The sequence below is a fragment of the Fictibacillus sp. B-59209 genome (assembly GCF_036216745.1).
In the GTDB taxonomy this organism is placed as follows: domain Bacteria; phylum Bacillota; class Bacilli; order Bacillales; family Fictibacillaceae; genus Fictibacillus_C; species Fictibacillus_C marinisediminis.
The window spans coordinates 204,407-223,361 of sequence record NZ_JARMMC010000005.1 but is presented as its reverse complement, the minus strand read 5'-3'; the positions used below and the strand labels follow the sequence as shown (position 1 = coordinate 223,361).

The 18,955-nt window shown below is 42.8% G+C and carries 17 protein-coding genes and 2 pseudogenes; 10 read left to right on the top strand and 9 right to left on the bottom strand.

Annotated elements, in window-relative coordinates; all coding sequences use genetic code 11:
* Positions 1-6: 6 nt before the first annotated feature.
* Positions 7-1,014, bottom strand: coding sequence for an L-glyceraldehyde 3-phosphate reductase (gene mgrA, locus P4361_RS03540; RefSeq protein WP_328088437.1), 1,008 nt, complete (start codon positions 1,012-1,014; stop codon positions 7-9).
* Positions 1,015-1,054: 40 nt separating this feature from the next.
* The gene (locus P4361_RS03535; RefSeq protein WP_328088323.1) at positions 1,055-1,708 is read right to left on the bottom strand and encodes a GDSL-type esterase/lipase family protein; all 654 of its coding nucleotides are present in this window, start codon (positions 1,706-1,708) and stop codon (positions 1,055-1,057) included.
* A 529-nt stretch (positions 1,709-2,237) separates the two neighbouring features.
* Between P4361_RS03535 and P4361_RS03530 the strand changes: the two genes are divergently transcribed.
* From P4361_RS03530 to P4361_RS03515, 4 genes are read left to right on the top strand one after another with little or no spacing between them, the layout of a single operon-like run.
* A complete protein-coding gene (locus tag P4361_RS03530) occupies positions 2,238-3,344 on the top strand; it encodes an ABC transporter ATP-binding protein (RefSeq protein ID WP_256226384.1) in 1,107 nt (368 codons plus the stop codon).
* Positions 3,334-4,137, top strand: a complete 804-nt coding sequence (locus P4361_RS03525; protein WP_062233510.1) for an ABC transporter permease — start codon at positions 3,334-3,336, stop codon at positions 4,135-4,137. The genes P4361_RS03530 and P4361_RS03525 overlap by 11 nt, the downstream gene beginning before the upstream one ends.
* Before the next feature lie 22 nt (positions 4,138-4,159).
* Entirely contained in the window at positions 4,160-4,942 is a 783-nt protein-coding gene (locus tag P4361_RS03520; RefSeq protein WP_425590222.1) for an ABC transporter permease, read from the top strand.
* The gene (locus tag P4361_RS03515) at positions 4,939-6,012 is read left to right on the top strand and encodes an ABC transporter substrate-binding protein (protein ID WP_328088321.1); all 1,074 of its coding nucleotides are present in this window, start codon (positions 4,939-4,941) and stop codon (positions 6,010-6,012) included. Before P4361_RS03520 ends, P4361_RS03515 begins: the two co-directional genes overlap by 4 nt.
* A 74-nt stretch (positions 6,013-6,086) precedes the next feature.
* Here P4361_RS03515 and P4361_RS03510 read toward each other — a convergent pair.
* The 6 genes and pseudogenes from P4361_RS03510 to P4361_RS03485 form a co-directional block, all read right to left on the bottom strand.
* Positions 6,087-6,650: pseudogene (locus tag P4361_RS03510) on the bottom strand (MurR/RpiR family transcriptional regulator); the annotation flags it as partial.
* Positions 6,650-6,775 (bottom strand): annotated as a pseudogene (locus P4361_RS03505) (RidA family protein); the annotation flags it as partial. The pseudogenes P4361_RS03505 and P4361_RS03510, both read right to left, overlap by 1 nt.
* A gap of 42 nt (positions 6,776-6,817) precedes the next feature.
* On the bottom strand, positions 6,818-7,513 hold the full coding sequence (locus P4361_RS03500; RefSeq protein WP_328088320.1) for an aspartate/glutamate racemase family protein: 696 nt from the start codon (positions 7,511-7,513) through the stop codon (positions 6,818-6,820).
* A 26-nt stretch (positions 7,514-7,539) separates the two neighbouring features.
* Positions 7,540-8,052, bottom strand: coding sequence for an AAA family ATPase (locus tag P4361_RS03495; protein ID WP_425590220.1), 513 nt, complete (start codon positions 8,050-8,052; stop codon positions 7,540-7,542).
* Between the two features lie 7 nt (positions 8,053-8,059).
* Positions 8,060-8,209, bottom strand: coding sequence for a DUF3977 family protein (locus P4361_RS03490; protein WP_375162198.1), 150 nt, complete (start codon positions 8,207-8,209; stop codon positions 8,060-8,062).
* A 217-nt stretch (positions 8,210-8,426) separates the two neighbouring features.
* The gene (locus tag P4361_RS03485) at positions 8,427-10,856 is read right to left on the bottom strand and encodes a M14 family zinc carboxypeptidase (RefSeq protein ID WP_328088319.1); all 2,430 of its coding nucleotides are present in this window, start codon (positions 10,854-10,856) and stop codon (positions 8,427-8,429) included.
* A gap of 168 nt (positions 10,857-11,024) precedes the next feature.
* On the opposite strand from P4361_RS03485, the gene P4361_RS03480 reads away from it, so the two are divergent.
* From P4361_RS03480 to P4361_RS03455, 6 genes are all read left to right on the top strand, one after another.
* On the top strand, positions 11,025-11,447 hold the full coding sequence (locus P4361_RS03480) for a hypothetical protein (protein ID WP_328088318.1): 423 nt from the start codon (positions 11,025-11,027) through the stop codon (positions 11,445-11,447).
* 200 nt (positions 11,448-11,647) lie between these two features.
* Positions 11,648-12,955 carry an ectonucleotide pyrophosphatase/phosphodiesterase gene (locus P4361_RS03475; protein ID WP_328088317.1) on the top strand — a complete coding sequence of 436 codons (1,308 nt, stop codon included), beginning with the start codon at positions 11,648-11,650 and terminating at the stop codon, positions 12,953-12,955.
* Between the two features lie 53 nt (positions 12,956-13,008).
* Positions 13,009-14,301, top strand: a complete 1,293-nt coding sequence (locus P4361_RS03470; protein ID WP_328088316.1) for an MFS transporter — start codon at positions 13,009-13,011, stop codon at positions 14,299-14,301.
* A 92-nt stretch (positions 14,302-14,393) separates the two neighbouring features.
* Entirely contained in the window at positions 14,394-14,546 is a 153-nt protein-coding gene (locus P4361_RS03465) for a YpzG family protein (protein WP_082316169.1), read from the top strand.
* A gap of 102 nt (positions 14,547-14,648) precedes the next feature.
* The gene (locus P4361_RS03460; protein WP_328088315.1) at positions 14,649-15,107 is read left to right on the top strand and encodes a nucleoside 2-deoxyribosyltransferase; all 459 of its coding nucleotides are present in this window, start codon (positions 14,649-14,651) and stop codon (positions 15,105-15,107) included.
* A 372-nt stretch (positions 15,108-15,479) separates the two neighbouring features.
* Positions 15,480-17,228: a metallophosphoesterase gene (locus P4361_RS03455; protein WP_328088314.1), complete on the top strand. Its 1,749-nt coding sequence runs from the start codon at positions 15,480-15,482 to the stop codon at positions 17,226-17,228.
* 110 nt (positions 17,229-17,338) lie between these two features.
* Here the strand turns inward: P4361_RS03455 and P4361_RS03450 are convergent, their stop codons facing one another.
* Complete coding sequence (locus P4361_RS03450) at positions 17,339-18,853, bottom strand: acetyl-CoA hydrolase/transferase family protein (protein ID WP_328088313.1); 1,515 nt, start codon at positions 18,851-18,853, stop codon at positions 17,339-17,341.
* Positions 18,854-18,955 lie beyond the last annotated feature (102 nt).

Sequence of the window (18,955 nt, the reverse complement as noted above, 5' to 3'; positions counted from 1 at the left end):
AAGGATTTATCGTACAGAGCTGTTTACGGTTAAAATATCATCAATTCTTTCTAGCTCTTCATCACTGAAATCAAGGTTTTCCAGTGCTGCAATATTTTCTTCAATTTGACTCACTCTGCTTGCACCTATTAAAGCAGAAGTTACCTTACCGCCGCGAAGAACCCATGACAGTGCCATTTGAGGAAGGCTCTGTCCTCTGTCTGCAGCGATTTCATTGAGTCTGCGGACTCTTTCAACTACTTCAGGAGTGACTTCATTCTCTCCCAACGCTCCAGTCGATTTTGCCGCACGTGAATCAGACGGCACACCGCTTATATATTTTTTCGTCAACAAGCCTTGGGCAAGCGGGCAAAACGCGATGGACCCTACCCCGTTTTCCTCTAATACATCCTGAAGTCCGTCTTCGATCCAGCGGTTTAGCATGGAATAGCTCGGCTGGTGGATAACGAGCGGTGTTCCTAGATCATTCAAAATTTTAATAGCTTCCGTCGTTTGTTCCGGGCTGTAGCTGGAAATCCCCACGTAAAGTGCTTTCCCCTGGCGAACGATAGCATCCAGCGCTCCCATCGTTTCTTCAAGAGGAGTATTAGGATCCGGACGGTGGGAGTAAAAAATATCCACATAATCGAGCCCCATACGCTTCAGGCTCTGATCCAGGCTTGCAATCAAATACTTTTTGGATCCCCATTCCCCATATGGTCCCGGCCACATGTAATAACCGGCTTTGCTCGAGATGATCATTTCATCACGGTACGGAGCGAAATCAGTCTTTAACATCCTACCAAACATTTCTTCTGCAGAACCTGCAGGCGGTCCATAATTGTTAGCCAGGTCAAAATGGGTAATACCAAGATCAAACGCTCTTCTCAGCATCGCGCGGCCATTTTCAAAGCTGTCGACTCCGCCGAAATTATGCCAGAGACCAAGAGAAATCGCAGGAAGAAGCAGCCCGGAGCGGCCGCTTCTGTTATATTTCATAGACTCATAACGATTCTTTTCTGCTGTATAGACCATCATTTATCTCCTCCTCAATTCTAGTAAAGCGCTTTCACTTTCAGTCAAAGAAATGAAGTTCAATGCATTCCGCCAATGCCTCCGACCCTTTGCTGCTTGGATGAAGGTGATCCCCCGAATCGAATTCTCGTAAAAGTCTTTCAGGATGATTTGGATCTTGTACAACTGCCTCAAAATCAATGACTTGATCAAATTCTCCAGAGTTCCGGATCCAATGGTTTACCTTCTGCCGCTTGGCTTCCTCGGTATCAGTAACTCCTCTATATCCGCCGAAGGGCAGGAGCGTCCCGCCGAATATCTGTATATTTTTTTCATGCGCCCACTTGATATTAGTTTTTAAGGCTTCAATAATTTCTTCCGCTTCAACTTCTTCTGAGATTGGATTTGATCCACAGGAATGAATGATATCATTCACGCCATGCAGGACAATGACATACTTAACATCTGAAGTTCCAAGTGCATCCTGCTTAAATCGTTTAATGCCCGATACACCAAAATTATAATGTTCTGGGCTGTCAGTTAATACCTTGTTCCCGCTGATTCCCCGCCTCAGCAAATGACACGGTACGGATTCTTTCACCAATCGCTCTTTAAAATAATCCGGCCATTCCATCGCGGTTATCGAGTCTCCGAAAGCAACGATAGAAGGAAGAAACTCCTTCTCCCTCTGCCTCTCCTCGATTCCATTTGTCATATCTTTCTTATCCCCTCGCTTTCAAGGTATACTGTAAGATTCAGGATCACAAACCATACAAACATAGAATAGATGCCCAGAGCAAAAAAAACAAAGAATATGATCATTCGATGACGTTATTTCGATAGATTAACGGTTGTCACATCGAATTATCGGCGAGACTGACCAATGGTTCTAACCCCCAGCCCGCATCTAAAGTCTGAAACCGGACAGATTCCCCTGAATGGATTTGAAGAATTGATTCATAATTCCTTGAAAAAGACCCATGCAAATTTTTTCTTGCAGGAAAGATGGTATTGTTCACTCCTATGTCATCTCCTTGGTCTGCTATTATTTGGAATAACCCGATACTTTCATTATACTTTTTATGACAACCTTATGAGCCATAAACTTTCAAGGAGTTTTATTTGCCTGTTTTTGTATTAAAAGCACAAAGTTTTCATGTATAATTATTCAGTATAAAAAAGTAAAATTTTGTGGACTACTATCCATTCAGAATAGAAGAAAAACAGGTAGATGAGGGGTTGCGATGACCAACGAAATTATTCAATTTAAAAATGTGACAAAGCAATATGACGATGATCCGGCAGTGCTCGATAACGTCAGCTTTGAAATTGAACGGGGAAAATTTTATACGCTGCTCGGTCCTTCCGGCTGCGGAAAAACGACCATACTTCGCTTGATCGCTGGCTTTACGGAGGCATCTGAAGGAGAAATTTATTTTAACAACAAGAAGATTAATGATGTACCGGCGAATAAACGCCAGGTTAATACCGTTTTTCAGGATTACGCACTATTCCCGCATTTAAATGTATTTGAAAATGTGGCATTCGGACTTCGTATTAAAAAGTTGAAAAACAACGAGATACAAAAGAAAGTGAAAGAAGCGCTCAGCTTCGTTAACTTGGAAGGCTATGAGACGCGTGAGATCCGGGAAATGTCCGGAGGCCAGCGCCAGCGTGTGGCCATTGCAAGGGCTATCGTCAACGAGCCGGAAGTCATCCTGCTTGACGAACCGTTATCTGCTCTCGACTTAAAACTGAGGACAGAAATGCAGTATGAATTGCGTGAGCTGCAAAGGAGACTGGGAATTACCTTTATTTTTGTTACCCATGACCAGGAAGAAGCTCTTGCCATGTCTGATGAGATTTTTGTATTAAACAAGGGGAAAATTCAGCAAAGCGGTACGCCAATTGATATTTATGATGAACCGATCAACCGGTTTGTCGCTGATTTTATCGGGGAGTCCAATATCGTAGAAGGAAAAATGATCAAAGATTATCTTGTAGAGTTCGTCGGAGGACAGTTTGAGTGTGTCGATAGAGGACTGAACGCTAACGAACCGGTAGAAATTGTGATACGTCCGGAAGATTTGGAGATTACAACGCTTGAACGAGGAAAACTTAAGGTGCGTGTAGATTCACAGCTGTTCCGCGGGGTTCACTATGAGATCAGCTGCTACGATAAAGACGGCAATGAATGGCTTGTCCATTCTACGAAAAAGGCAGATGCAGGAAACGAAATCGGATTATATTTCGATCCGGAAGCCATCCATGTCATGCGGTTTGGGGAGTCAGAAGCAGATTTCGACCGGCGTCTTGAGGCTTATACTGCTGGAGATGCCCATGAACAATAAGATCACCCGAAATCTTTACCTTTTGCCTTATGCAATATGGATTGTTCTTTTCGTTATTGCACCGCTTCTTCTTGTTCTTTATTATTCGTTTTTTGATATCGAGGGTCACTTTTCACTGGTGAATTACAAGAACTTTTTTACGCCGGTTTATTTGAAGATGACCTTCAGTTCGTTCTGGTATGCGTTTTTGATCACACTTATTTCCTTTATCATCTCTTACCCGACGGCTTATTTGCTGACGAAAACGAAGCATAAGCAGCTATGGCTGTTATTGATCATCGTTCCTTCCTGGATCAACCTGCTCTTGAAAGCCTATGCTTTCCTGGGCATCTTCGGGACAAAAGGAATCGCGAACAGCTTCTTGGAAGCCATAGGTGTTGGATCGAAACAGATCCTGTTCACTGATTTCAGTTTTATATTTGTATCGGTTTATATTTTCATACCGTTCATGATTTTGCCGATTTTTAACTCATTGAATGAAATGAATCCTACCTTATTGGATGCAGCCAATGATTTGGGGGCATCCAAGTGGACAACATTTCGCCGCGTCATCTTCCCTTTGACGATTGATGGTGTAAAGTCAGGCTGCCAGGTCGTATTTATCCCTGCGCTGTCTCTATTCATGCTCACACGCTTGATCGCAGGAAACCGCGTCATTACGCTTGGTACAGCGATTGAACAGCATTTTCTTGTCACCCGTGACTGGGGCATGGGTTCGACGATTGCGGTTTTCTTAATTATTATCATGTTCCTGATCATGAGTGTGACAGGGAACCGGAAACGAGGTGTATAAGTTGGATAATAAAATAAACTCGATGTCACGAATCTTTCTCGTGTTGATATTCCTTATCCTTTATGCACCGATCTTCTTTCTTGTGTTCTACTCGTTCAACACCGGTGGAACGATGTACGGCTTCAAAAGCTTTACACTCGATTGGTACAAGGAGCTCTTTCAGGATTCACGCTTGCTGATCATCGTGCTGAATACGTTTGTGATTGCTCTTCTTTCCTCTTTATTTGCAACCATTATCGGGATTTTCGGAGCACTAGGCATCCACAGCATGAAGAAACGGCAGACGAAAAACACGCTGCTGTCATTGAACAACGTACTGATCGTCAGTCCGGACGTTATAATTGGTGCCTCCTTCCTCATCCTGTTCACGATGGCAGGAGTGAAGCTTGGCATGTTTTCCGTCTTGCTCTCACATATCGCGTTCAGTATTCCGATCGTCGTTCTGATGATCCTTCCCAAGCTGTCCGAGATGAGTCCGACGCTGATCGATGCAGCCAGAGATCTTGGAGCAAGCCACTGGAATGTGTTGACCAAAGTTGTTCTGCCCTACATCACGCCTGGAATTTTTGCCGGCTTCTTTATGGCGCTGACGTACTCTCTGGATGATTTTGCGGTTACGTTCTTTGTTACCGGAAATGGTTTTACTACGCTTTCTGTTGAGATTTACTCATTGGCCCGCCGTGGAATTTCGTTGAATGTCAACGCGCTGTCCACCCTCTTGTTCCTTTTTACACTCGTGCTTGTGGTTGTGTATTATTTCATATCTCAGCGCAACAAGCCGAACGGATGGGGGGTTAAAAAATGAGAAAGCTTGTCCGTTTTTTCCTGGCGATCATTCTTGTTTCTGCGGTTCTCTTTTATACTGTTTCTGAGCTGAACAACTCAGAGGGGTATTCAGGGCGGAATACCCTGACGATCTACAACTGGGGCGATTATATTGATCCCCAGCTGATCAAACGGTTTGAAAAAGAACACGGCATTAAAGTCATCTATGAAACGTTTGATTCGAATGAAGCAATGCTGACAAAGATTGAGCAAGGCGGGACTACGTATGATATTGCTATTCCGTCTGAATACATGATCGATAAAATGAGGAAGGAGCATCTGCTCATTCCTCTCGATCATTCCAAGCTTCCGAATTTGCATTATATCGATAAGCGATTCATGGACCTCCCGTTTGATGAAGACAATAAATATTCTGTTCCTTATTTCTGGGGTACAGTCGGCATCGTCTATAATCCAAAAATGCTTGGCGGCAAGAAGATTACGAGCTGGAACGATTTATGGGATCCCGGCCTTCGGAACAAGATTCTTCTGATCGACGGAGCCCGCGAAGTGATGGGCATGGGACTCAACAGCATCGGTTATTCCCTGAATGATACGAATCATACCCACCTTCAGAAGGCCAAAAGAAAACTGGATACTCTGACACCGAATATCAAAGGCATCGTTGGAGATGAGAGCAGACTGCTGCTTGAAAATGAAGAAGCTTCAATCGGGCTTGTCTGGTCCGGGGTCGCTTCAGAAATCATGAGCGAAAACAAGGACTTAGAATATGTTGTTCCTAAGGAAGGCTCCAACTTGTGGTTCGACAATATGGTCATCCCGAAAACAGCAAAAAATAAAAAAGCGGCACACAAGTTCATCAACTTTATGCTTGATCCAAAGATAGCAGCTAAAAATGCAGAATACGTCAACTATTCAACGCCAAACAAAAAAGCTCTATCTTACATGCCGAAAGAAACCGTGAACGATGAACGCTTTTACCCGTCGCCTCAGCTGACTGAAAAGCTTGAGGTATACGAGAACCTTGGGAAAAAGAATTTGGCGTACTATAACGAGCTATTCTTGGAATTTAAAATGCACCGCAAATAAAATAAGAGGAAGAGCTATTGCTTACAGCTCTTCCTCTTTTCTTATGGCTATTTTCGTAAAGGTTGTGATTCATCCTATTGATTAAGTTTATGTACCTCACGAGCAATGGATTCCAGTATATAAACAACAGGCACTTGTGCAGTAATATTAGCTTCTTCAAAAGATTCCTCGGTTACATAATACGGAATGTTTATATCAGAAATTTTCGCAATGGTAGATAGTTTATTGTTTGTAATACTGATTATTTTACTTCCTTCTTGTTTAAGAATGTTAAGATGAGTGACTGTAAAATTATTTTCTCCTGAGACAGATAAAGCAATGGTTACGCTATTATTGCGGAGTTTGGAGTGAATCGGAAAGATATATAACGAAAATTTACCTAAACTTGAGAAATATCTAGCTCCATATTCAGCAAGAATACCTGAGCTTCCTATAAAAATAAAATTATCTGCTTTGGTGACTAAACTTGCAGCTTTCCTGACTTTTTCTTCTATATCACCTTTTAAAGTCCGTTCAAAAAATTCTACTACTGATTGTTGGGAACTTTTGATCGTCGTCTTTTTATTCTCTTTTAATTGCATTTTAAGTCTTATTTTAAATTCGGAAAAACCCTCACAATTTAGTTTCCTGCAAAATTTACCTGCCCTTCTTTCATGGCAGTGGTGCCGGCAACTTCTACACGTTTACCTATACGGATAGCTCTGCAATATCCTACGACCGGCTCCCACGGTGAACCTGTTAACACCCTTGTTCGATGATCCATTAAAAGCATCCCCGCTCTCTTACTGATTTTTCCTTTTGAGTCTCACGTATCTCCTAAAGACATATTAACCGCTTCAGTTGCATGTATTAAAGCTGTATCAAATAATGGCACTTCTGAATCTTTTGGTTTTACGAGTAATCCAATCTCTGTACAGCCCAAAATAATCCCTTCTGCTCCAGAAGCAACCAATCGATTAATAACCTCTTTATAATAATCCTTTGATGATTGCTTAATCTCCCCTAAACATAACTCTTCATAAATAACTTGATTAATTCTTTCCCTATCCTCTTTGTCTGGTACAAAGACATGAATACCCTGAGACTCTATTCGTGATTTGTAGAAATCCTGTTCCATCGTATATTTAGTGCCAAGCAATCCAACGTTTTTTATTTTTGATTTGTGAATTTGAAAAGCTGTGGCATCAGCAATATGCAGTATGGGTATATTTATTTTTTTCTGTATATCATTGGTTACTTTATGCATGGTGTTCGTACAGATCACAAGGAAATCGGCGCCTGCTTTTTCTAAGGACCCAGCAACATTCCCCAGGATTTTTCCGGCACTTTCCCAATCGCCTGCTGCCTGACAGCGTTCAATCTCTTCAAAATCAATGCTGTATAACAGGCACTCTGCTGAATGCAAACCACCTAATCTGTTTTTAACTTCTTCATTTATTTTTCGGTAATATTCTGCGGTGGATTCCCAGCTCATACCACCAATTAAACCGATCGTTTTCATAGAATCACCCTGTTTTCCTATTTACTTTAATTGAAATATTTTTCAATATCCTGGTTGTTCTTTAATATAATCAGTTTGTGATCATATTGGTTTAGTAGTTTTAATATTTTGGGTTTACTTTCCTTTTCAAAGTAGGAGTTCCATATAAACATGTTCCTGAAGATCTTTAACGTTGGCCTGTAATTTGCCTTTTCGATTTTTAATTTTTGATAAACGAATCTCTTTATGATTCTAATAGTCCGTTTAGAATAATCAGTATCTAAGAGGATAATAACATCTGCATTTTGAAAACTTGGATTCACCCAAGTATGGTGAACTCCCTCTACAATCCATTTGTCAGAGGAAATGATTTCATTCAGATACTGATCCCTCTCTTCATCACTTCTTCTTATATCTTCAGGCTTGTTCCTTTTCCATACGACGTTGTCTAGTTCAATGTACGGAACATTTAAACGAGAAGAAAGTGTCCTTGCTAACGTTGTTTTCCCGCTTCCTACTGAACCAATAATATGTATCTTACTTGGATTTTTAACCATCATTTTTTCCTTAATAACTAACCATCCCTTTTATTATTTTAAAAGCATTGCGGTTTTTCTTCCCTGTTTTGAATCCTTCTTTCGTATCAAGAATAAACACGGTTTTAGCCATCCAGATCCGGAAATAAAGAGAATGAAATTTATTCCCCCTAATGAACACCAAATTAACTTCGATATGAAACCCATTTTTCCTTCTTCAACCACCTAGTGATGGAAGTAACGTTCCGAACCTTGAAATCAGACAGATGAAATTACAGATGATGGCTTTATCTTTCTTGCTTGGGCTAGTCCCTCATGGAGGTGTCTTTTATGCCTTTACTTTGAAAGTCTTCTAGCGAAAAAAAACAAGCACCTCCACTAAGAGGTGCTTGAATGTTCTATTTGCTGTAAACTGCATTGGAAAGCAGGCGGAAAAGATAATCGGTATGATCCCTGAAGCCTGCTTCGATTCCCATAAGCGTGACGTCCTTGGACTGGTCCTTGATGATGACAGCCTGTCCCTGGGCGGCCTGGTGATTTTTCCAATGCCCTGCCATAAAGAACTCGCTGCTGTTTTTAAAAGAAGCGGCCGTTTCATAACCATCCGTATTGGTGTACCAAACTGGGCCGTATACAAATCCGTAATCACTCTCATTGTAGCCTTGAGTCAGGGCGCTATGATTATAATCGACGCGAACAATCCCATTGCTGTCAGGGTTTCCTTTGTTGATGGTCACATTGGTCAGCCCAAGCGTTTTTGTGCCACTTGCTGCTCCAGAACCAATAGCGATATACTTCCCGCCTCCATTAACAAAATCAGTAATGTTCTTTTTTAAGGCTTGGAATTGTGCTTCGTTTTCCAGGCCGAACTCCGCGTTTGCTTTGCTGTTTTTATAGGAAATGAGATTGGATGTTCCGTTATAGAAAAATACATCAGTATTGCCAAGCCCTTCAACTGCGAGATCTCTTGGTGCGAGTTCTCTCACGTTAAAGCCCAGCCGTTCAAGGGCAAGCTTTGTTCCGGAGTGGGACTGAGTTTTACCCATTCCTCCATCTTTTAAAATGGTGACATGCAGCTGTTTTACGTTTTGGGCTTGATTAGGAATGGCCGCACTTTTGACGATCAGTCCAGACTTTCTGACGAATTGCATAAGATCATGGTTCACTCTGCTTTTAATGTAAAAAGAACCGTCTGTCCCGCGTTGGACTGCGTAGCCTCTGTTGATCAGCTTATTTGCAAGTTCAACTGATTTTACTGATGTGTTCGGAATTTTGTATGGCCCTTTCCCGATGAGCTTGCCCTCATCGTGCGCACTTTTGACATCATGTAAAGAGAATTTCAGGTTACTGTCAGCCGGTACCTGAATCGCGTCAAATCCCCACAGTTCCGGGAGACTCCATGCTGAAATGTCGTACATCGCTGGAGTATCATCCGTGATGTCTTCCCCATCCCAAAGCATAGTGTTGGCCAGTCCTGCTTTCGCCTGGCTCATGTTCACGATGTACGTTCCGGCAGGATAGGTCTTGCCATTAAAATTGAACGTTTTTTTTGATTTGCTTACTTCAATATCGTTTTTCATGAGATGGCTGACTGCCTTTTCTGTTGCTGAAGAATCTGTTGGATCAGAAGGCAGGATATAAGCCTTCGGGAAGAATCCTTTTTTATGGAACGGATGATCAAAGTTGATGCCTCGTTTGAAGACTTCAATCTGATCTTTCACCATACCGGTTTTATTTTGGCTGGCGTAGTTCAGAGCACCCATTACCGCGTCGTAATGCCACTTTACGCCATCCCAGTCATTAGTCGGCGTTTCAAGAGTATAGCCGTAAGATCCGTGATACATGGCATACATCGGAGTGAAGATCGGCGGATAATCATCCCAGCCTGCCGTGTCATCCCTCTGCGGTATGTATGCACCCGTCATGTTCTGGTAATCTACTTTTGATGTCAAAGTATTCGTGTTCTTATAGTCTTTACGGTTGCTGACGATTTCAGACTCCATCGCTTTCGCCTGGTTCATCGCCCACTTGGAGAAAAGGTCATACTCATAGTTTGGATTATGAGGCGGCGTACACGGCTCGATCAGCCCTGGTTTATCCGGACCGCCATAATCTTTCACATAACCATGAAGGTCGAGAAACACCATCGGGTTCCACTCTTTAATCAGGGAGACCATCGCTTGAGTTTCCGGCTGGGATTGCGTGATGAAGTCGCGGTTTAAATCAATGCCATTGCCGTTAAAACGAGTAGCGTCGATCCGTCCATCCGGGTTGGCCACTACATTAAAGATAAGGATCTGATTCTTGAGGATCTGCTTTGTGTCTGCGTCGTTGTTTTTCGCAAACCGTTCAATGAGCTGAAGTACGGCATCTGATCCAGCAAACTCTGTTCCGTGGATGGATCCGTTGATCATGACAGGCACCTTGACGTCCGGATGCTTGTCAATAAAGACTTGAGCTTTTTCGGGATTCTTAAACATCTCTTTTCTAAGTTTCTTGTAAAATCCTAATTGCCCCTTTGCTTTTTGGTCAGCGATTGTGACCACATACATATCCCGGCCGTTTGCTGATTTCCCGTACTTGGTGACCGTCATCCGATGGCTTTGCTTCTGAATCTTCAGAAGCTGCTGGCCGATCTTTGAGTATTTCGTAAAGTTATAGTTCTCGCTGTTGAATAAGCTTCCGTCTTTTTCACTTTGAGCTTCAAAAGTATTTACATTGTGCCATTTAACTGGTGCTTTCCCTGGTGATTCTGCCAATGCCGCATATGGTGCTGCCAGGATGCTGAGGCCGATCAGCCCTGCTGCTGCCTGTTTCTTAAATCCCATCTTTCAATCTCCCCTTTTCCAAGAAATGAAAAAAATATACTATATTCATAGTATCGTATATTTATTCGACAAAACATCTGTAGAAAGCCCTAATTTGCATAAATGGTGCCAGGCACCGACAAAGAAGCCTATATTAATTTACTAAAACCTAAAAGGAGAGTTATTGATATGCCCAAAAAAATTCTGATGATCACATCTCTATTTTTTCTTCTTTTATTAACTGCGTGCAATGAGGAAACCCGTGCTGTTGAAAAGTTAAAAGAGGAAAATCCAAGGGATATAAAAAAAGTAGCTGAGGCCTTTCCAAAAGATGTTCAAAAAGAATTGGAAGCTCCAATGAAATTTCCTTTCAAATCCAAAAATGCCGACTTAACTTTTGCAAGTGAGCCTGCGGGAGATCCGAAAGGGAAAATTATTATGACAGAATTTATATTTGGCAATGGAGTCGACTCCGTTTTGCATGCCTCGACCTATCATAATAAAAACACAAGTTTTGATTCAGACGGCAAGAAGCCTAAAACGGTTAAGTTAAAAGACGGAATGAAAGCAACCATAGTAAATAACAGCAAGACTTCAAAAGTAATCCGATGAAAAAAAGACGGCCTTTATCACTCCATCATGCTGATTAAATCACCTAAAAGCAAAAAAGAATATTCCATTAAAGACATCGTAAAAACCGCAGATTCCATGCATCACTGATCCATTCTTTCAGAGCACCGATTTTTTTGGTGCTTTTTCCATTTCTTGCTTTAAACTAAAAGTAAGAATGAATAAATCAAAAGGAGGCCGCTATGGACCGTCTTACCGATCATTTAATCGTCATATCATTCGATTGTCTTTCGTCACTGGACTTCCCTATGCTGCAGGAGCTTCCCCATTTTGCCGAACTCCTGCAGAACGGATCCTATTGCAAGAATGTTGAATCAATCTATCCATCTGTCACCTACCCTTGCCATGCCACGATCGTTACCGGCAATTATCCCAACAGGCATGGCGTTGTGAATAATACCTATCTTCAGCCTGGCCAGCCCTCCCCTGACTGGCATTGGCACCGACGGCATATTAAAGGCACAACCCTGTATGATGAAGCGAAGAAAGCAGGCATGACGACGGGAGCCCTTTTATGGCCGGTGACTGCCAAGGCTGAAATGGATTACAACATGCCAGAGATTTTCGCCAACCGTTCTTGGCACCATCAGATACCTGTCTCTCTTTTTAATGGAAGCGTCAGCTATCAGCTCGAGATGAACCGCCGTTTTGGCCATATCCGAAAAGGGCTTAGTCAGCCTGAGCTTGATGATTTTGTCCTGGAATCAACCGTCCATACCATTCAAACAAGAAAACCGCAGCTCTTGCTCGTTCATTTTACCGATCTGGATACCAATCGTCATTACCATGGCTTTTCTTCAGATGAAGCGATGGATGCACTCCGACGACACGACGCTCGGCTCGGCCGGATCGTAAAGGCGCTCAAGGAGAGCGGTATTTACGATCAATCGACCATTGTGGCACTCGGTGACCACAGTGCCCTCGATGAATCCATTGCCATCCAGCCGAATGTCTACTTCAAGGAACAAGGACTAATTACCGTTAATAACAGAGGAAAAGTAACAAATTGGAAGGCATACTGCCATAGCTGCGACGGCTCGGCATATATATACATAAGTGACAAAAATGATCATGACACAAAACACAAGGTTCAACAATGGCTGCAGGAATTATCACAAGATGAAAGCAGCGGAGTTGAACACGTATTAACTGGAGAAGAAGCCGGAGCCAGAGGTGCGGATGCGCACTCTGATTTTATGCTGGAGGCACGAAGGGGTTATTATTTTAAAGAAGCGCTGAACGGCGGCTTCCTGCATCACATTACAGCTGAAGATGTGAAGGCAAAGCGATACACCTGGGGTTCCCATGGCTACTCCCCTGAAAAGGAAAACTACTGTACGTTCTTTGCAGCGGCAGGCAAGGGAATTGTCCCTCATCAGGCCATTCCGTCCATGCGCCTCGTAGATGAAGGACCAACATTTGCCCGACTTCTTGGTCTTCACTTAGGGAATACAGACGGAGCGGCTGTTGAAGGATTATTAACGCTATAGGGAGAAATAAGAAGCGGAAAGAATGAAAATGGGAATAAAAAGGGGATAAGAGGATGAAGCGTTTCTCGAAGGAAGAAAGCAGCTGGATGTTTTATGATTGGGCTAACTCTGCGTATTCGATTATCATCACAACCGCTGTGTTTCCGCTTTTTTATAAAGCGTCCGCGATGAAAGCCGGTGTAAGTGGTGCTGATTCTACTGCGTACCTGGGCTATACAATTGCCATTGCGACCTTTATTCTGGCCATGCTTGGACCTATCCTCGGAACGATTGCGGACTATCAGGGAATGAAAAAGAAGTTCTTTACCTTCTTCTTTACACTGGGTGTCGTCTCAACTGCTGTCCTTGTTTTTGTTCCAAGTCAGCACTGGCTCCTGTTATTGATCATCTACACGCTCACAGCCCTTGGATTTAACGGTGCTTTAGTTTTTTACGATGCGTTTCTTATCGACATCACGACGGAAGAACGGATGAACCGTGTTTCCGCCCGTGGATTTGGGTTAGGGTATATCGGAAGTACCATTCCTTTTCTCATCAGCATCGCTATCATTATCCTTGCACAAAAAGAAGTGCTGCCCTTCTCTACTCCCGCTGCAAGCAAGATTGCCTTTTTCATTACCGCATGCTGGTGGGCTCTGTTTACGATTCCCATGTTTAAAAATGTTCATCAAAAATATTACGTTGAACAGGAACCTTCTCCTGTAAGAAATAGCTTTAAACGCCTCGGCAAAACCCTAAGGGAAATCAAACAATATCGTTCTCTTTTTCTTTTCTTACTCGCCTACTTCTTCTATATTGATGGTGTCGGCACCATTATTTCCATGTCGACCGCATACGGAACGGATTTGGGAATCAGTTCAACGAGTCTGCTCATCATTTTGTTTGTCACCCAGGTTGTTGCTGCACCATTTGCTATTCTGTACGGCAGACTTGCTGAAAAGTTTACGGGTAAAAAAATGCTGTACGTGGGAATTGCCGTTTATATCATTGTCTGCATTTATGCCTATTTCTTAAAAACAACGCTCGATTTTTGGATCCTGGCAATGCTGGTCGGAACGTCACAAGGAGGGATCCAGGCGTTAAGCCGAGCTTATTTTGCGAAGCTTGTACCGAAAAAGAACGCCAATGAATTTTTCGGATTTTACAACATCTTCGGAAAGTTTGCTTCCATACTCGGGCCATTGCTGGTCGCTGTCACCGCTCAGGTAAGCGGGAATTCAAGCAGCGGTGTATTCAGCCTGATTCTGCTTTTTATTATCGGCATGATCATCCTCGCTTATGTCCCTGAGACAAGAGCAGATGCAATCGATCAGTTCGATGAAAAAAAGCAGACAAAAATAACATAATTTTCCCGGCAACTGCACATAATAATCGCGATATTCATTGAATATCACCCTTGTTTCTTAGGGTCTACTCTTAACGGATGAGGTGAAAAGCAATGAGTTACAAAGATCATTTAGATCCCCACTCAGGTAAGTTTCACCACAATTGGACGAGGCCGAAACGTTCCAAATCTCAAGTGAATGGACATACTGAGATGTCTCAGAACAACATTATCTTGAGAAGCAACGCGAAAGCCCACCACTGGTAAGGATTGCGAATAAGAAACAAAAAAAGAAGGCCTCTGCGCCTTCTTTTTTATATTTTTCTGCATATAAAAGGATTGAAGCTTTCTTTAGAAAGAGGAGATCTGATGGATCCTAACACCAGAACTGTGAGAGTCTTTATCGCCAGTCCTTTCTTTGATCAGGAGCAGCTGGAACGAATTCAAAGGCTTGAGAATGCCTTAACCCGAAATCCATATGTCGCGGAATTCTATTCTGCCCGCTTCCACCAAAATCAGCAATATCCATGGGGATCCAAGGGATGGAGAAAAGTTGTTTTTAAGCTTGATCTCTATTATCTGCGAAGAGCGGATGTAGTAGTTGCCATTCACGATTACGAAGGATTATGTACTGACAGCGGAACGGCATTCGAACTTGGCTATGCCTTCGCCTTTCAAAAACCGATCATCCTTATTAAAGAAAAAACAAGTGTGCCAAATCTTATGCTGATTGAAAGTCTCCACGCCTACTTGACTAAAGTGGACGATATTGCAAGCTATGATTTTCACCGGATGCCATCCAATCGGTATGAAGGTCCACTAATTTAAAACTGCATGTCCAAGCAAATACTAGAATTCCCCATATGATAATAGAGAGAAGAGAGTTATATTCTCTTTTCTCTATTATTCAGTTATTGGGGGATGATTGAATGTCAAGGCGTAGGAAAAAAGTCAAATGCAGAGTGAGAACTAGGCGTACAAGCGGCGGCCGCCGTGTTACCATTATTAAATGCAGAATTAAAAACAGAAGAAGACGCAGATCCAGCTCATTTTAAGCTTACAGGGATGCTACCAATTTTGGTGGCATCCTTTTTTATTTTTTTCTTTACCTTAAGCTTACAAATGCTTCACCCTTTCGTAACTATACCTTCATAATGCACTGTTAGTCTAACACTGCATTACGATAAAGGAGGTTGTTCAATGAAAGTTTTGAAATCACTTATCATGTTTTTTACCATATTTTCTTTCGCTATTCCTGTTACTCAAGCTCATGCCATAAGCGGCGGTGGAAGCCAGGATGGAGGGGTCGGAAATTCAGAGCACTATCTTGATCAGGATTCCAGCATTACAGCAGATCCCACAATTAAAAACATCATCTATCCGCTGATGTCTACACCAGCCATTAAGAAAAAAGGCAGCAGTTTCACTATACAAGTGGATACACAAGGGAAAACACCTTCAGGATGGGGTGTGAAACTTCAGGAGAACACGGCTTCCCAGGTTGATGGAGAGTATGCCCTTCCAGTGACAAAGGTTGAGAAAGGTACATCTTATTGGAAAGACAGCTCATCGATTTACAATGTTACAGTCACGATTCCCGATGACATCCCTGAAAAACTTTACGATTTAAATATTTCTTATTCGGCCGACGGCGCTCAAGTGAGTGATGAAGAACCGAATTCAGTAAAAGTTGTGAATGAATTTAAAAAGGATTTTCGTTTTATTCACTTAACGGATATCCATGTCGGTTCTCCCCGTAATCTAGCTAAGCCGGAAGATGCTGCGGAGGCTGGATTTTGGACTCCTGATGAGTCCAAAAGATGGCTGTACCTGCAAAAGACCATTCGGGAGGTCAATCTGCTCAAGCCCGATTTCGTCGTACTAACCGGAGATTTAATGTTTGGGCAGATGAATCCTAAGGAATATATTTATGAGTATAAAGAAACGTACCGCATACTGAAAAAATTTAATGTACCAGTCTATGTTGTACCAGGCAACCATGACTATTATGCACAGGATGCTACATTAACCGATGGCGCCAAATATTGGGAACAATACTTTGGACCGCAGTATTTCTCTTTTGATTATGGCCCTTATGCCCATATGATCGGATATAACTCGTTTGACTGGGATAAGTTTGACCGGCAAGGACATGGTTCCGTTTCTGTACCAACATGGGGCGGGCAAGTGAGGCAGCAGCAGATGGACTGGATTAAAAACGACCTTGCAAAAAACGCTGAAACTGCCGATGCGGAACAAATAAAAGGTCTCTTCTCCCACCACAATCCATTATGGCGGGACCGTGATATCTGGCCTTCGAGCGATTCACAGGTTGCAGATTATTGGAAGAATTATGATGCTAAGCATGACCCGCAAAATCTTCCTACATTGCTGCAAGGAGAAGTCCTTGGCCAAAAGTATGATCAGCAGTGGCACGGTGAAGGAGCTCAGCAGATGATTGATTTAATGAAACAGTATCATGTGAACTTATCGCTGCATGGACATACACATATTGACAACATTACGAAAAAGGATGGCATTTTATACTCTACAACCTCTTCCATCGAGCTGACCGGGCAGCCATGGGTAGGTTACCGAATCTTCCAAAAGAATCCTGCTAGCCCTGATTTTAGTTCCTATATCTACGAAGGAACAGAGCGTTCTACGCCTGTCTATCAAAATGGGAATACATCAGCGGGCACGGTGTCTTTTGACGCCAATTACACCCAGCCGAATGACGGAACCCAGAGAAAACAGACCGTTACAGCTGTAAATCGTTTGAACAAAGAAGTAACATTGAACATTCCTTTATATATGAAACCCGGCAGCTACAGCTCCACAGAAGGTGAAATCACTGAAAGTAAAGCATATGGACTGAAGCAATGGATGGAAGTAAAAGTTACCGTCCCTGCGAACTCCAGCAAGGACGTCACCATCCAGCCAAAATAAAAAGCTTTGCTTTAAAAGACCCGAATACATTCTTCGGGTCTTTTTTGTGGTTTTCTTTTATCTTTCAATGTCTGCCATTCCTGGCGGAGTCAGCTGTTCTTTTTGTCTTACTAAACGGGCTGCTCCACCCTCTGAAGCATCGTACCGTTCTTTTCAAAGTTGATATGCCAGGACAGCGCTTTTTCCAGGATGTGAGGCGTTTGTCCTCCTCGTTTCTTCGCTTCCTCATAATAGGCCGATAACTGCTCGCGGTACATCGGATGGACACAGTTTTGAATAATCTTTTCCACACGCTCTCTAGGTGCAAGTCCACGCAAATCCGCATAGCCCTGCTCTGTGACAATCACATCCACATCATGTTCATTATGATCCACATGTGATACGAACGGAACAATGCTTGAAATGTTGCCGTTCTTGGCAATGGATTTGGTCACAAAAATGCCGAGGCGGGCATTGCGGGCAAAATCACCGGAACCTCCGATGCCATTCATCATTTTCGTTCCCATCACATGAGTAGAGTTCACGTTTCCGTAGATATCCAGCTCCAGTGCTGTATTGATTGAAATAATCCCCATTCGGCGGATCAGTTCAGGATGATTGGAAATCTCCTGCGGCCTGAGCATCAGCTTGTCACGGTATTTTTCAAAGTTAGAAAAAACCTTGTCCATCTTAGACGAGGATAAGGTGATTGAACAACAAGACGCAAAACGTACTTTATCCGCATCCAGCAGATCGAAAACCGCATCCTGAAGCACTTCTGAATAAACCTCCAGATCGGTAAACTCTGAATCCAGTAATCCATGAAACACGGCATTGGCGACCGATCCAATACCGGATTGAAGCGGAGCAAGTTTATCTGTCAGACGGCCAGCCTTGATTTCTTCCCGCAAAAAAGAGATTAAATGCTGCGCCATGATGACTGTTTCATCATCCGGTTCCACAATAGTTGACGGGGAGTCGAGTTGATTCGTAAACACAATCCCTTTAATTTTATCCACATCTACTTTCATACCGGGTAGTCCGATTCGGTCGTCCGGCTTTGTCAATGGGATGGGCGAACGTTCCCCTTGTTTTTCCGGTTCATAAAGATCATGAATACCTTCTAGTAATTCAGTCTGTGCTGTATTGATTTCTACAATTATATTTTTTGCGTGCTGTGAGAAGACCATGGAGTTGCCGATCGATGTCGTTGGAATAATCATTCCGTCTTCGGTGATTGCAACCGCTTCCAGAATAGCGTAGTCAATAGGTTCCAAAACATTGGAGCGAATCCATTCTGACGTATGCGACAAATGCTGATCAACAAAATGAAAGTCTCCCGCGTTAATGCCTTTTCTCATAGTCGCATCGGCCTGGAAAGGAAGACGCTTATTCAGCATGTTCTTCTCCGCAAACAATTTATCAACATCTGAACCTAACGAAGCGCCTGTATAAACATTCACTTTCAGAGGTTCGTGTTCTGCCCGCTTTGCCAGAGCAAACGGAACGGCTTTCACATCTCCTGCCCGTGTAAAGCCGCTCAAGCCAAGGGTCATCCCATCATGGATCCACGAGGCAGCTTCCTCTGCTGAAACAATCCGATCATGTAAGCGTTGATCTCTAATTCTATTGTAAACGCTTTCCATTCTCTTCACTCCTATCTCGCTCTTTTCATAAGTGTAGCAAAGGATCATTATCGTAAGAAAAGAAGTGAATAAATCACGAAAAATTAGGATAAGACAGAACAT

Coding starts and splice junctions, on each gene's coding strand:
- P4361_RS03480 (WP_328088318.1), top strand. CDS start 11,025: ATGCCCAAAAAAATTCTGATGATCACATCTCTATTTTTTCTTCTTTTA.
- P4361_RS03465 (WP_082316169.1), top strand. CDS start 14,394: ATGAGTTACAAAGATCATTTAGATCCCCACTCAGGTAAGTTTCACCAC.
- P4361_RS03455 (WP_328088314.1), top strand. CDS start 15,480: ATGAAAGTTTTGAAATCACTTATCATGTTTTTTACCATATTTTCTTTC.
- P4361_RS03460 (WP_328088315.1), top strand. CDS start 14,649: ATGGATCCTAACACCAGAACTGTGAGAGTCTTTATCGCCAGTCCTTTC.
- P4361_RS03530 (WP_256226384.1), top strand. CDS start 2,238: ATGACCAACGAAATTATTCAATTTAAAAATGTGACAAAGCAATATGAC.
- P4361_RS03470 (WP_328088316.1), top strand. CDS start 13,009: ATGAAGCGTTTCTCGAAGGAAGAAAGCAGCTGGATGTTTTATGATTGG.
- P4361_RS03485 (WP_328088319.1), bottom strand. CDS start 10,856: ATGGGATTTAAGAAACAGGCAGCAGCAGGGCTGATCGGCCTCAGCATC.
- P4361_RS03515 (WP_328088321.1), top strand. CDS start 4,939: ATGAGAAAGCTTGTCCGTTTTTTCCTGGCGATCATTCTTGTTTCTGCG.
- P4361_RS03495 (WP_425590220.1), bottom strand. CDS start 8,052: ATGATGGTTAAAAATCCAAGTAAGATACATATTATTGGTTCAGTAGGA.
- P4361_RS03520 (WP_425590222.1), top strand. CDS start 4,160: ATGTCACGAATCTTTCTCGTGTTGATATTCCTTATCCTTTATGCACCG.
- mgrA (WP_328088437.1), bottom strand. CDS start 1,014: ATGGTCTATACAGCAGAAAAGAATCGTTATGAGTCTATGAAATATAAC.
- P4361_RS03535 (WP_328088323.1), bottom strand. CDS start 1,708: ATGACAAATGGAATCGAGGAGAGGCAGAGGGAGAAGGAGTTTCTTCCT.
- P4361_RS03525 (WP_062233510.1), top strand. CDS start 3,334: ATGAACAATAAGATCACCCGAAATCTTTACCTTTTGCCTTATGCAATA.
- P4361_RS03450 (WP_328088313.1), bottom strand. CDS start 18,853: ATGGAAAGCGTTTACAATAGAATTAGAGATCAACGCTTACATGATCGG.
- P4361_RS03475 (WP_328088317.1), top strand. CDS start 11,648: ATGGACCGTCTTACCGATCATTTAATCGTCATATCATTCGATTGTCTT.
- P4361_RS03500 (WP_328088320.1), bottom strand. CDS start 7,513: ATGAAAACGATCGGTTTAATTGGTGGTATGAGCTGGGAATCCACCGCA.